Here is a 13,727-nt window from a genome sequence, read left to right on the forward strand (position 1 = left end):
CGATCAGTCATGCACATCTGCCTTCCCGCTCCCAGCAATTGGAGATGATGCGAACACCACGCAATCGGCCCACAGTAGGGCGGCATGAGCGCTTTCGGTACCAAGTCCCCTTGACGGTCACAGCTAGCTCTCACTCTTTGCAGAGCGTTCTGTTCTAGGGAAGGAGATCTCAAATTTCCTCGCGGGGTACGAGCGAGTCAGCGGTTGGAATCGCAGTAGATCACGGAAAACGCTGAACTGAATTTTTTCGGCAGGGGTTGCGTTCATGGATAGCGTAGAGCGGTGCTTCGCCGCAGTGACGGCAATCGGTTTCTTTGTGACCGTCGTCGGAATGATATTGTTGCAAACGATGTGAGTTCTGCTTGGCCAGCTCGCGACGCGCCGCGCAGCGGCAACGCACCTCCTTCAGCTAGGTGGTGCAGCGATGCGCGCCTGCGCAAGATCGACGCGGCTTGCTTCGCCAGGTTATTAGCCTCGCCCCGTAGCCGAACAACCTGCCGTTCAGGCTGCTGAGGTTATGGGGGCTCGGGCCCGGAGTGTCACCGCTGCGCTACACACGGGAGCACGCAGCGGCGCTGGTCCGCCCGAACAGAGGCGAGCGAAACAGTTCATTAGCTTTCTTGTGGCTTGCTGGGAGCCGTGCCGATTACCGCTGATTACGGCACACGGAATGGGAATGTCGGCCCCGGCTGTTTCTCCCAACCTGCGGCTGGGGCCGATTTGAACTTTCGCTGTATGGTTCAACCCGGTCCACAACCATGTTTAGAGGCATAGCTATCGCGCTATTTGGGCTGAGCATTCTTTCGCAGCTCGATCAGGCGCTCTTTTACGGCTGAAATACTGACGCTGCGTTCAGGCTTGTGCGGGAGATTGGCCGCGGTTTTGGGCTGTAGGGCCGCCGCCCTGCATTCAACGGATCAGGCGTCGAACGACGGCTACTTCTTCAATAGTATTCCCATCGTTCGCGCCATTCGCCTCACCGACCCCGCATGGCGGCCCAGTTCGGTGGCTATCTTCGATACGCCAACGCCCTGCCGGGCGAGCCTGACCAAGCGTCGGATTTCCTGCTCGGCCCATTGCTTTGGCTTCGGTGCTTTCATGGTACGGCGCTCAGAACCTGCCGACCACTTAACCAGCGCGCCTAGTCGCCAACACTTGGGAAATTTACGGGTAGCGCCCCACCACGAGGCACAGCGGCACGGCGGATTTGGCCCTCGCGAGAGGGCGCGTAAGCGGCGTCCCGAGTATCCAGGACAGCACCGCGCTTATCCATTGTCGTGCTTCCCTTCACCAACCTCAGTGGCGATCCGGGACAGGATTATTTCGCACACGGACGGCCTGACAACAGATCTCTCGCGAATTCAGGGCAGCTTCGTATCGCGCGCAACACGGCGTTCACCTACAAGGGCAAGTCGATAGATGCCCGCCAGATCGGGCGTGAACTCGGTGTCCGCTTCGCGCTCGAAGGTAGCGTGCAGCGCGTCGGCGATCAGGTTCGAGTCAATGCGCAGCTGATCGATACTGAAACTGGCGGCCATGTCTGGTCGGACCGCTTCGATCGTCTGCGGAGCAACTATCTGGAATTGCAAGATGACATAACCGGCCGGATCGCCCGCACTCTGGGATTGGAACTGGTTGTTCTAGCGGCCCGCAGCATCGAACTGGAGCACCAGACCAATCCTACCGCGTCGGACCTTGCTTTGCAGGGATGGGCTGCCGTGTACAAGCCGACCACGCCCGAGACGCGTGAGGAAGCTCGGCGCCTGTTTGAGCATGCGCTTGAGATTGATCCGCATACATTAAGGGCGATGACAGGACTTTCCCTGACACTAGCCAATCTGGTGATCAATGGACAATCCCCCGACCCGGCAGGAGATTTAAGTCGCGCCGACGAGCTCTCGCAGCAAGCAGTCGGGCTCGATCCGAATAATGCGGCCGCTCATGCGTTGCGCGCCCGGGCCCTGCAGGCACAGAGGCGGCAGAAAGAGGCCGCCGAGCAGTACAGGATCTCCCTGCAAATCAACGGCAATATAGCGACAACGACGCTTTTTCTTGGCGAGACGTTTGTCTTCACCGGGAAATCTCTTGACGCAATCCCGCTGTTCGATCGGGCCATTGAACTCAGTCCACGCGACCCGGGTCTTGGAACGTGGCAGTTTGAAATGGGGCGCGCGATGATCCTGCTCAGGCGCGATGATGAGGCGCTAACCTGGCTCAGCAGGTCGGTGGCGACGAATCCGAGACTGGCATATGGCCAACTTTACTACGCCGCGATCATGGCTATCAAAGACGACATAGCGGCTGCCCGCGCGGCACTCGCGGCGGCGGGTCGCCTGAATCCGAACTACACCAGTCTTGCGAAATTCCGGGCCACCGATCTGTCGGACGATCCTGCCTACGTGGAGCAGCGCGCTTACGTGGAAGGAGCGTTGCGCAAAGCGGGGCTACCGGAGCAGTGACTTCCGCATATGGCCCATCGCGTCCGTAGGCGCGGTGTAGCGGGATGTCAGTTCATAGGGGCAGACCGGAAGTTTGTAGCCGAGCGCCAGACGGTCGCTTTTGACCCATAGCGGGCGTCCATCGACTCCACCCGATATCCAGCTTGATCCTGATCAACATGCGATCCTTTCGCTAGAGCTAATGGAGACGTTGCGTAGCCCCCACTACGCGACCCCACCCAAAGCCGCTGGCTTCCCCAAGGGCTGGCGGCTTCCTTTTGTACGCATTTTTCCGGCCAGCCAAGAGAAGCACCCGCCTCCGGTTGACTACGTAGGTCCGCCCCTCGCCGATCTCGCTGGCGAGCGCGTCTTCTGCAGCGAGTTCAAGTATCGCAAGGGCATCGAGATTTTTGGCGAAGGGGGGCACGCCGACGAATACGTCTACCAGATTACTTCCGGAGCGGTGCGGACGTATAAGATGCTCCCAGATGGTCGCCACCAGATCAATGCGTTCCACCTCCAGGGTGACATGTTCGGATTTGAGAATGGCGTCGCGCACCGGTTTAGCGCTGACGCTCTCGTCGAAACCCACGTTCGCATCATAAAGCGAGGCAGCATCCTCGATGCCATGCAAAATCGAGTAGTCAGCACAAAAAACCTCATTTGCTTTGTTACGCAAAACCTGCAGCACGCGGAAGATCACATGCTTCTCCTGGGGCGGAAGACTTCCCTGGAGAGAGTTGCCGCCTTCCTTCTTGAAATGGATGAACGGCTAGCACATCCCGCGATGATGTTGCTGCCAATGAACCGCCGCGACATCGCCGACTATCTCGGCATCACCTTGGAAACCGTCTCCCGCGCGTTTTCCATACTTCGAGACGAAGCGCTGCTGCGCTTTGACGGAAACATTCAGCGGCGGATCGAATTGCTAGATCGTCATGCTCTCGCGGAGTTCGACGCCTGACTTCCGGTAGCGAAGCGGCGACACGCCTCATTGAGGTCCATTCAACGGGGCATAGCAGACCCGAGCTTACGTTGAGTCCTTCGCATTTTGACCCACCTCAGACGCTAGCAATTCATAGCCCGCAAAAAAGCCCCGGCGAGCCGGGGCTTTGGTTTGCACAGACTGGAGCGATCAGTATCTCGCCGCGATCGGAGCCCCGTAACCACCAAAGCGATAGTTGAACCGAACGGTGACCATGTCCACGTCCTGGCTGATCCGGTCGTTGAGTACCGCCGCAAGGCGCGGATCGACCACGGAGAAGGAGTTATTTGCGTGCCCCATCCACAGGTGGTCGTACTCAACACCGACCGACCAGTTGGGCGTGAAGCCATACTCAAAGCCGACACCCAAGGTACCGCCCCAGCGCGTATTATCTGCCGAGACCAGACCGATCCCGGTGGTGTTGTCGAATATAGTCAAGCGATTGCTGGTCACAGCCGCACCGCCCTTCACATAGAGCAGCGCCGAATTCCAAGCCCAACCGAGTTGCCCGGTGAACAGACCGATGGCGTCAGTCTTTGCCGTGGTTGAGAGCGTCGGATTGAACAGGCTCACCCGCGTGTTCTTGAGGTCGGCCCAATCGCCTTGGGCTTCCAATCCGAACACAAACTGACTGGTTTGCCAGCGATATCCAATTTGCCCGCCGACGACGCCTCCCGACCGATCACCGCACCCGCTCGCGACCGTTCCAAGGGCAGTTACGAAATCCACGCAACTGTGGCTTTGGCCCCAACCGCCGTTGGCACCGATGTAGAATCCCGTCCAGTCATAGATCGGCGCGACCACCGGGGGCGGCGCCTTGGTGTAGGGACGGGCCGCCAGATCAGCCGCCGACGCAGGGGCGGATAGACCCACGGCCATCATCCCGGCCGCGGCAATCAGAAGCTTTTTCATTACGAGAAATCTCCCCAGAAAGAAGTTCAAAAAAGGCACGACGCCCACCTGAGGAATCAACGCTATCCCGTTCGCCTGAAGGTTGATGTAGCTAAGCTGCAACACTCGGCGCAGATATCTAGCGGAAATTCTTTATATATATTAAGAACTTGCTGGGAACCAAATGCACGTCAACGTGCATATTACGGGACTGTAGATCGCGATCGGGGCTTCCGGTCGCCGTTCGACTGTTGCATGGAACCCCGGCGCGAACCGGTGTCACAAGCCTGTGGCATGACCATTGCGCAATGCAGGACGACTGGGATTTCAGCGCTCAGTTAGAGAATAAGCGCTGCCGGGACGCTTATTTCGAGCCCGGCGACGCTTCACTTCCTTTCGCTTGCGCCATCACTACGACGCATCTTGTTTCGACGAGCGGGGTATTCGGCGCATGACTTACGACACGGTAACAGTACATATGCTCCGCGACGTTCTAGACGACGTTCTTTCCAGTCCGTCATTCACTCGTCAGCAGCAGCGATCTGCGGTGGAAGTTGCCGAGCGCGTTCTCTTACTCGCTTCCCAAGGCGAGCGTGAACCGATCAGGATCAAACGACACCTGCTAAATGAGTTTTTGGCATCCGCTGCCAGCGAAGCCAACCGGGGCCGCCCCCTTCGCCTGATCGACGGTGAGCCTGCTAGGTGACCAAGTGCCGCTGGTAACGCCCAGCCGGTTCGATCGTGTCTGCCATGCCACCACTGCCGCTCATCGGAGCATTCCCTGCCCCTGGCAGGTCGGCTTATGGCCCTTAGCGACAGAAGTTCATGTCCGCTCGCATGTCGGCGACCGAGGCAAGAGCGGACTCGTTGTGCTCAACGTGAGGTTTGTCGCTCGTGACCCAGAACGGACCTCGCGCCGTTTTGGCTTAGGTGCGGACATCAAGAATTTTGCACCAGAATTGCGGTCGAACAATTCCAACGGGTTGCGCAGCGGCGTCGTTTGTTGGTGGGTTGCGTCGCCGCATCAATGCGTTACCACGATGAAATCCGTGTCTTTTCCGGTCTCATGGCTAAATCCGTTGTCGGAAATAATCAATGAAGAGGCCGGCGTCAGAAGTTTAGAGATCCTCTCAACCGTATCCTGAGGTATTTCGATGCGGTTGAGGACAGCGTTGGCCTGATCGGGCGACGGTACCGATAGGGCGGTTTGCTTCACGGGCGCCTCGCGCCCTTTCGTGGCACCCTCGATGCGAGGAAATTCGTCCGGAATCGACACGACGGTCCAGCGAATAGCCGTTCCCTCGTTCTGGAATTCCATTGCGGTAAACACGTGTGTTCCCAGCGGCTCCTCCGAATTTTCGATCTTGACCGGGACATCAAACAACGGCGTGAATCCCTGACGCACGAACAGCTTGCTCAACTTACGACTGACGAAGATGGAGATTGGGACGATTTTTTTTGGCGCGCTTGCAGCGGGAACCGAGCCCGGCACCTGGAGACTGGCGGCTTCCGGAGTCTCCGCGTTTGACACCAGTGATCCCTGCGTTGCTGCGGCTGTACCGATGCTCTTGGTTGCGACGGTGGCAGTCTGGAATTCCGACGAAGCGGACGAGGCTTTCGCTTGAAAAAGATGCGGATTGGTTATCTCGACCGGCTGGACATCACCGTGCGCAATGATCACGCGCGTGCCGCGCTTCGTGAGATGCCAGAGTCGAACGGCAAAATCACTCTTCAAACGGATGCAGCCGTGTGACGCCGGATGCCCAGGCACGACACCGGCGTGCAACGCTATCCCTGACCAGGTGATGCGTTGCATGTAGGGCATGGGTGCGGCGCTATAAATATTTGAACGGTGCCATCGTTGTTTGCTGATAACGCTGAACACGCCGAGGGGCGTAGGATGCCCCTCCATTCCCGTGGACACCGAAGAGCGTGCAATCAGGGCGCCGTTGTCAAAAAGCGAGACTCGTTGGTCTGCTATTGAGATGATGATCTGGAGCGGGCCCTTCGGAAGGGGCTCGGGCGCGGTTTCAGAGTTTGTCTGCCGGTGGTGGTGCTTGTGAGCGTATTGGCCCGGCCAGAACGTGTGTTGGGGTTCAAACAGAAATTGAGCGTGTACGATCCCCGCAGGGAGCATGAAGATGGCGAATACAGCCGTTGTTATCGCGCGCTGCATTGCTCGTAATCCCTGAGCGAACATCGCCCGGTCCAATAGGCACGATTCCATCGTTTCGAAACGATGCGCGAAGCCGACGCCTGATGCGTCATCCCGACCAGCGCGCCAAGCCTCTCCTTCAAATCTGGTCGCAGTGGGTCGAAAATAGGACCGTACTCACAATTACGGTGGGAGTTGCCGTTGAGACGGGCGCAATTGCTTGTGATCGGCGCGTTGCAATCGGGCAACATGTTTTGGAGAAATTGACGAGCGGCCGTTTGCGCCATTGCGCGACCCACATTGATCCCAAGAATGAGCCTCTTCGCATGCTTGGCTTTTCTACACGGCTCCGGCGGAGCCTATGGAGGCGACGGCATCATGAACCCGCGGCGATTTGCGATAGTGGCGCCAACGTTTTGCGGGACGGTCGTTCTCGCGGGGGGGATCGTTGGCTGGCTGGCTGGCTTCGGTTCGGCCGGCACCGAGAACGCCCGCGCAGTGCCAATCGAGGACCGCGCAGCATCTCTCGCCGCCACCGCTCGGCTCGCGGATGAACCGCAGGCAATCGCAATGGCCAACGCCGTTGTCGCGAACGCCACTGTCGCTAGCGCCGAAGTGGCGACGGCCGCCGAACCCGCGGCAGGGACGACCACCGACACGACGGCGGTATCGGATAAGCCGGAATCGATCGTCGCGTTGCCCGATCCGTCGCAGATGCTGTCGGCCGATTTACCGCCTGTGCAGGAATCGGTGGGCTTGGGCCACCGTGATGTCGCCCAACCGGCGCCGACAAGGTGTGGTGCATCCGGCGGTTCCTCCAACTCGGGGCCGCAGGATTTTCGGTATCTCATTTGTTATGTCTGGTCCGAACTGCCGCCTGCCGAGAAGCCGGCTGCGATCGTCTTGCGTTCGTTCAAGGACATCCCGGTCGGAACGCCGGTGGAAGAGATCAAACGCGCGTCCGACGCTTTCGGTCTGGATTTCACTTTCATGAAGGCGGTGGCTAAGGTCGAGTCCGGTTTCGACCCCAAGCAACGCACCGGGTCGTATATCGGACTGTTCCAGCTGAGCAAATACGAGTTCGGCAAATTCGGCTCCGGAGACATTCTCAATCCCCGCGATAATGCCGTTGCGGCAGCCTACAAGGTCATCATCGAAGGCATTCTGTTTCAGTGGGTGACGCACAGGGAGCCGGACTTGAACGATCTCTACCTGATCCATCAGCAGGGCTGGGAGGGCGCCGCGGAGCACCTCAGCCAACCCAATCGCATAGCCTGGAAATCGATGTGCGCCACCAGCGAAGGCAGGGAGAAGGGCGAAAAATGGTGCAGGCGCGCGATCTGGCGCAATACGCTTCCGGCCGTCAAAGAGGCGTGGAAATCGGTGGAGAAGCTAACGTCGGAGGCGTTCGTCGGAATGTGGCGCGAGCGGGTTGCTCATTTCTATTCGAAATACATGACCACCGCCACCGCCGATGCCGAGCGGGCGCACCAGTAAATTTCCGTTGAGTGTTTGGCAGGAGTTGCCGCACCCGCGGGCCGAGCGGGGCCTCACCGCCGCTGGTCGCGCGGATGCACTTTACGTCGTCAACGACGCGCTCGGGTCGTTCCTGCTGCGCGCTAGCGAGGTGATCGATCAGGTGCCGATGTCTGCTTGCGCTTCGCACGCGGCGATATGAGGGACCACATCGTTTCCCACAAAAACGACCACGGAGCTTCGTATGGGCGCTACGGAGCATTGCAGTGGTGGAGCTGGCTAAAATCAGCTTTTGCGAGATTTTCGGCGTCGTTCAGCTTTCGACTTTTGCAACACTATCGGCCCTTCGGCGACAAGCAGATCTCGCCTTGTGTCCGCTTTGCGCCCAAGAGCGGCCCTCCCTTCTGGCCCATCGCTGACGTGCGACCCAAATGTTTTCAGATCCGCTAAACGCATCAAAAGGGACGTCGGCCATCGACCGACTTCTTTCATAACATCTCACTTGCGAATCCGCTCGTGGACGCGAAGCGGACATCTGGCGAGATAGTCGACAACGGCTAAGGACCAGAAGGCGAAGCCTGATTGATCTTGGGCAGGCGCATCAGGGAAGCCGTATTGACGCATTGATCCTCCGCCGTGGACTTGCGCAGTGTAGTTGTCGTGGGCGACAATGACGTAATCCGACGGGTACCAGGCTATGGTCCCTGCAACCCACTACGCCAAGAGCGGCGACGTTCACATCGCCTACCAAGTCGTTGGTGATGGGCCCATCGACTTGGTGCTGGTTCATGGCTGGATTTCTCATCTTGAGTACCAATGGGAAGATCCCGCATTAGCCAGGTTCCTCAACCGTTTGGCCTCTTTCAGTCGCCTCATCGTCTTTGACAAGCGCGGCACGGGCCTGTCGGACCGCGTCGCGGAGAGCGCGCTGCCCACCCTCGAAATGCGGATGGATGATATCCGCGCGGTCATGGACGCAGCAGGTTCAAATCGCGCCGTCATCTTCGGCATCTCTGAGGGGGGGCCGCTTTCGACGCTGTTTGCCGCGACCTATCCCGGGCGCACCGCCGCACTGATCATGTATGGCGCTTACGCCAAGTGGATTCGCACCGACGACTATCCGTGGGGCCCCACACGTGAGCAGCACGAAGCCGCCTTCAATGCTTACGAAAAGCATTGGGGAACACCGATCGGCCTCAAGACGCTGGCCCCCAGTGCTGCCAATGACGAACGGGTGCGTCAATGGTGGGCCCAGTTCATGCGCATAGCCGCCAGCCCAGGCGCCGGCATCACGCTCTATCGGATGAATGTCGAGGTCGACATTCGCGCGATCCTTCCGACGATCAGGGTGCCTACCTTGATCCTCCACAGGAGAGGCGATCGATTGCAGCCTTGCGAGGGCGCTCGCTACATGGCCGGGCAGATCCCGGGTGCAAAGTTCGTCGAGCTGCCCGGCGACGATCACATGCTCTGGATCGGCGATGCCGATTCGCTGCTTGCAGAGATCCAAGAATTTCTGACGGGCGAAACTCCGATGTTGGAGGCGGACCGCGTTCTCGCAACGGTCCTCTTCATTGATGTTGTCCAGTCGACCCAGCGCGCCACGGAGATCGGAGACTCACGTTGGCGCGACCTGGTCGACAACTATCATCAGCTCGTTAGCAAGGAAGTCGCGCGTCTCGGCGGTCGCGTCGTGAACACTGCCGGCGATGGTGTGTTCGCAACCTTCGACGGCCCGGCGCGCGCGATCAAATGCGCGCGCGCGGTCAGGGACGTGGTTGGCAGTTTGGGGTTGGCGATCCGCTGCGGTATTCATACTGGCGAGTGCGTAATTGAAGGCGACGACGTGGCTGGCATCGCTGTGCACATCGGTGCGCGCGTGGCAGCCCGCGCTGATCCTGGCGAGATACTTCTTTCCAGCACCGTGAAGGACCTGATCGCTGGCTCAAGAGTGGAATGCTCGGACCGGGGTTCTCATACTCTCAAGGGCGTCCCCGGCCGCTGGCGGCTTTTCGCAGTTCAAGAATGTGCACGTTAGGCCTTGTCGGTTGCGGAAAGCACCTGCTTCGGGTCAACAAGCGACTTGGCCGGATGGCGGGTCCTCGCGCAAAGCGGACATTCGGTCGAACCGGCAGTTCGCAAAAGAGTGGGTCCTATCATCCGCTTGCTGACAAATTTTCGGCAAAGCGACCACGAAACATGAGCAATTTGCGGACTGACGCACCGCGGCAAGGTGCCGCTATCCGATCAGAAGCGCTGCGAAAAAGTTGATCCGCGCGAGTCTGGTTTCGGCCGATCGTTCGGATAAGCTTGCAACAATTGCGGAAAGATCAAAAAGCTTCTTGGGAGGAAATGATGCTCGACACCACGCTTAACGCGCGCATCCAGGCCTTTCTCGACAAATTCGAAGCGGCGCTTGTGGCGGGCGACCTGGACGCCGCCGTAGCGATGTTCGCACCCGAGTGCTACTGGCGCGACCTCGTTGCCTTCACCTGGAACATCAAGACCATGGAAGGTCGCGATCAGATCCGCGAGATGCTCAACTCCTGCTTGGCACAAGCAAAGCCACGCAATTGGAAAATAGCCGACGCGGAAAGCGCTACTGAAGCCGACGGCGTAATCGAATGCTGGATCACGTTCGAGACCGAGGTCGCGCGCGGCTACGGTCTAGTCCGTCTCCAGAACGGCCAGATCTGGACGCTTTTGACGACGATGGTCGAACTGAAAGGTCACGAGGAAAAGGCGGGCTTCACCCGGCCGCTTGGTGCCCGCCATGGCGTCAATCCCGGCGCCAAAACATGGAAGGAATTGCGGGACGAGGAAACCGAGCAGCTCGGCCTTAAGACGCAGCCGTACGTGCTCATCATCGGCGGCGGTCAGGGTGGCATCGCACTCGGCGCGCGGTTGCGCCAGCTCGGCGTGCCCACCATCATCGTCGAGAAGAACGCCCGTCCCGGCGACTCCTGGCGCAACCGCTACAAGTCGCTCTGCCTGCATGATCCGGTCTGGTACGATCATTTGCCGTACATCGACTTTCCGAAGAACTGGCCGGTGTTTTCGCCCAAGGACAAGATCGGCGACTGGCTGGAGATGTACACCAAGGTCATGGAGCTGAACTACTGGACCGGCACCACGGCCAAACACGCTGACTGGGACGACGCCAAAAAGGAATGGACGGTTGTCGTCGAGCGCGATGGCAAGGAGATTACGCTCAAGCCGAAGCAGCTGGTTTTCGCGACCGGCATGTCCGCCAAGCCGAACATGCCGCAATTCAAGGGTATGGACACCTTCAAGGGTGAACAGCACCATTCCTCGCGCCACCCAGGTCCCGATCGCTACAAGGGCAAGAAGGTCGTCGTGATCGGCTCGAACAATTCGGCACATGACATCTGCGCCGCGCTGTACGAGGCCGGCGTCGACGTGACCATGGTGCAGCGCTCGACCACCCATATCGTGCGCTCGGATTCGCTGATGGCATCCATCGCGGACCTCTATTCAGAGCGCGCGGTCCGCGGTGGAATGACGACAGCCAAGGCCGATCTGATCTTCGCTTCGCTGCCCTACAAGATCCTGCATCAGTTGCAGAAGCCGGTTTATGACAAGATCCGCCAGGATGACGCCGATTTCTATGCAGGGTTGACGAGAGCCGGTTTTCGGCTCGACTTCGGCGACGACGATTCCGGTCTGTTCATGAAGTACTTGCGTCGCGGCTCGGGCTACTACATCGACGTTGGCGCCTCGCAGCTCATCATCGACGGAAAGGTCAAGTTGGTCGCAGGCCAGGTCGAGGAAATCACGCCCAATGGTGTCAGACTCTACGACGGGAAGGAGCTGCCCGCCGATGTGATCGTCTACGCCACCGGCTACAGTTCGATGAACGGCTTTGTCGCCGACCTGATCAGCCGGGACATGGCCGACAAGGTCGGCAAGGTCTGGGGACTAGGCTCGAATACCACCAAGGATCCCGGCCCATGGGAAGGCGAACAGCGCAACATGTGGAAGCCGACGCAGCAGGAAGGGTTATGGTTCCACGGCGGTAACCTGCACCAGTCGCGTCACTACTCGCAATTCCTGTCCCTACAGTTGAAAGCTCGCTATGAGGGCGTTCCGACCCCGGTCTATGGCCTGCAGCCCGTTCATCACAAGGCATAAAGCTTCGTAGCACATGGTTGGGTTCGCGGTTTGGCGTGGCCCATTGCCGCATGGGCCTGACAAGCTCGTGCGGACCCCGCATCGAAGACCCACTGGTCCGCTGCGCCAGCTTTAGCGCCTGTGTCGCGTCGACCGGTTGAGCCGGCAATGCAAGGCGGAGATCAAGATAGATTTCGGCCCGGTGTCTAGTTTGAGGTCGGTCTATGGCCGACTTCTTCCATAACAACTGATGTGCGCATTGTGGCTTATCTCGCCTTGTTTGCTTTGCGGGCTCCGGTGGTCCGAAAACCCAATTGTCACATAAAGATCGGATGGGTGAAGGCGCGGCTGTTTCTGTCGATACTCGGCTCGCAGCCGGCTTCTTTCGCTTTGCGTGTTCTACTTCCGAAGGCCTTTTGCGCCCGTCTGAAGGCCGGTATCGTTGCTGCGAAAGCCGTGTCCCTTAGGTCCCGGCAGCAGTCGCGGGGGAATAGATGCAAAAGAACGGCGCGGCGATCGTCTTCAGCGCAGGCGACTTGGTCGGGCACCTGAATTGTCGTTACCTCACGTACCTCGATCTCAAGGTCGCGCAAGGCGAGCTGGCGAGGCCAAGGGTCCGCGATGACCCAACTCTCGATGCGCTGACAGAGCGCGGCAAGATCCACGAGCGGGGCTTCGTCGACCATCTTGCCGAGCAGGGCGGCTCCGTCGCTAGGCGATGGTCCGCGGCGACGCAGTGATCGTCCAAGCGGCATTACAGGATGGACATTGGAGTGGTCGCGCCGATGTGCTGCGTCGGGTCGAGATACCAAGCGGCTTGGGCGCTTGGTCTTCCGTTGTGGAAGACAAGAAACAAGCGCTCGACCTCGTCGACAGAGTTCTGTCCAAAAACCCGGCAAGCGCGAGTGCCCATAGGACCAAGGGAGCCATTCTTCTATTTGGACACCCTGAGGAGGCAATGGCTGAATACGATGCAGCGCTCGAAATCGATCCAAATAATCCAGCTGTCTACGCTGCTAAAACAATTACACTTATCGTAACCGGGCGGGCGCGCGAAGCCTTCTCGCCGCTCCAGTTGGCTCACTGCTATGTCTGTTTTGGCCACTGCGCACGAGTTGCGGAGGCACGTTGTTCTATACGAACTCAAGGCGCGGGATTGAGACGCGTAGCCTTATTGGCGCGCTCCCGAACCTAGCTTGGGGAGTGCTTGAGGGTGTGCATGAGGCTCGGGGGGTATGAAGTGTCAGGTGCTATTGAGCTGATCGTGGAGGGTTACGTTTCCCTCAGAGACCAAGCCGCTCTTGATGAGCTTCGGACACAGCGCCGCAAACTTATCGCAGATTTCAATTCATGTACCGGGATCGACTGCACGAGCACTATTCGACAGATCGAGGAAGACATTGTCGTGATTGAGGCTGGGCTGGCGCGGTTGGATGGCGCAGCGACGAGATCGCCAACCAGTTGTTCCCGTTCAGCCCGCCGCCTTAACTTCCTTCTCCGCTCCACGCATCACAATCTTGAGCGCGCCATCCGGCAACGGCCGCTGTAACGCCTTCGCTCATCCCACGGCGCGCGCATCCAGACATCACGCTGCTCGTCTGCGCCGTCAGGATCACGGCATTGTCTTTGAATGAGACCGGCTCCAATCACG

Annotated in this window: 8 protein-coding genes; 6 read left to right on the forward strand and 2 right to left on the reverse strand. The window is 59.1% G+C overall.

Features of this window, described 5'->3' with window-relative positions; translation table 11 throughout:
- Window positions 1-1,277: 1,277 nt before the first annotated feature.
- Both AB5K84_RS07175 and AB5K84_RS07180 read left to right on the forward strand, forming a co-directional pair.
- Entirely contained in the window at window positions 1,278-2,459 is a 1,182-nt protein-coding gene (locus AB5K84_RS07175; protein ID WP_011090424.1) for a tetratricopeptide repeat protein, read from the forward strand.
- 181 nt (window positions 2,460-2,640) lie between these two features.
- Window positions 2,641-3,402: a helix-turn-helix domain-containing protein gene (locus AB5K84_RS07180; protein WP_011090423.1), complete on the forward strand. Its 762-nt coding sequence runs from the start codon at window positions 2,641-2,643 to the stop codon at window positions 3,400-3,402.
- A 171-nt stretch (window positions 3,403-3,573) separates the two neighbouring features.
- On the opposite strand, the gene AB5K84_RS07185 is transcribed toward AB5K84_RS07180, so the two are convergent.
- On the reverse strand, window positions 3,574-4,335 hold the full coding sequence (locus tag AB5K84_RS07185; protein WP_028176054.1) for an outer membrane protein: 762 nt from the start codon (window positions 4,333-4,335) through the stop codon (window positions 3,574-3,576).
- Window positions 4,336-5,338: 1,003 nt separating this feature from the next.
- Entirely contained in the window at window positions 5,339-6,490 is a 1,152-nt protein-coding gene (locus tag AB5K84_RS07190) for a L,D-transpeptidase (protein ID WP_038967830.1), read from the reverse strand.
- 291 nt (window positions 6,491-6,781) lie between these two features.
- Between AB5K84_RS07190 and AB5K84_RS07195 the strand changes: the two genes are divergently transcribed.
- The 4 genes from AB5K84_RS07195 (at window position 6,782) to AB5K84_RS07210 (ending at window position 12,816) form a co-directional block, all read left to right on the forward strand.
- Window positions 6,782-7,966, forward strand: a complete 1,185-nt coding sequence (locus AB5K84_RS07195) for a transglycosylase SLT domain-containing protein (protein ID WP_011090420.1) — start codon at window positions 6,782-6,784, stop codon at window positions 7,964-7,966.
- 676 nt (window positions 7,967-8,642) lie between these two features.
- On the forward strand, window positions 8,643-9,983 hold the full coding sequence (locus AB5K84_RS07200; protein ID WP_028176057.1) for an adenylate/guanylate cyclase domain-containing protein: 1,341 nt from the start codon (window positions 8,643-8,645) through the stop codon (window positions 9,981-9,983).
- A gap of 317 nt (window positions 9,984-10,300) precedes the next feature.
- On the forward strand, window positions 10,301-12,097 hold the full coding sequence (locus AB5K84_RS07205; RefSeq protein ID WP_028176058.1) for an NAD(P)/FAD-dependent oxidoreductase: 1,797 nt from the start codon (window positions 10,301-10,303) through the stop codon (window positions 12,095-12,097).
- A 473-nt stretch (window positions 12,098-12,570) separates the two neighbouring features.
- Entirely contained in the window at window positions 12,571-12,816 is a 246-nt protein-coding gene (locus AB5K84_RS07210) for a hypothetical protein (RefSeq protein ID WP_039184876.1), read from the forward strand.
- Window positions 12,817-13,727 lie beyond the last annotated feature (911 nt).

The organism is Bradyrhizobium sp. 1200_D9_N1_1, from assembly GCF_052075915.1.
Classification (GTDB): Bacteria; Pseudomonadota; Alphaproteobacteria; order Rhizobiales; family Xanthobacteraceae; genus Bradyrhizobium; species Bradyrhizobium diazoefficiens.

Bases quoted from the DNA above. Each gene is read 5' to 3' on its own strand.
- AB5K84_RS07180 (WP_011090423.1), top strand. From the start codon at position 2,641: ATGGAGACGTTGCGTAGCCCCCACTACGCGACCCCACCCAAAGCCGCT.
- AB5K84_RS07185 (WP_028176054.1), bottom strand. From the start codon at position 4,335: ATGAAAAAGCTTCTGATTGCCGCGGCCGGGATGATGGCCGTGGGTCTA.
- AB5K84_RS07190 (WP_038967830.1), bottom strand. From the start codon at position 6,490: ATGCAGCGCGCGATAACAACGGCTGTATTCGCCATCTTCATGCTCCCT.
- AB5K84_RS07195 (WP_011090420.1), top strand. From the start codon at position 6,782: ATGAGCCTCTTCGCATGCTTGGCTTTTCTACACGGCTCCGGCGGAGCC.
- AB5K84_RS07200 (WP_028176057.1), top strand. From the start codon at position 8,643: ATGGTCCCTGCAACCCACTACGCCAAGAGCGGCGACGTTCACATCGCC.
- AB5K84_RS07205 (WP_028176058.1), top strand. From the start codon at position 10,301: ATGCTCGACACCACGCTTAACGCGCGCATCCAGGCCTTTCTCGACAAA.
- AB5K84_RS07210 (WP_039184876.1), top strand. From the start codon at position 12,571: ATGCAAAAGAACGGCGCGGCGATCGTCTTCAGCGCAGGCGACTTGGTC.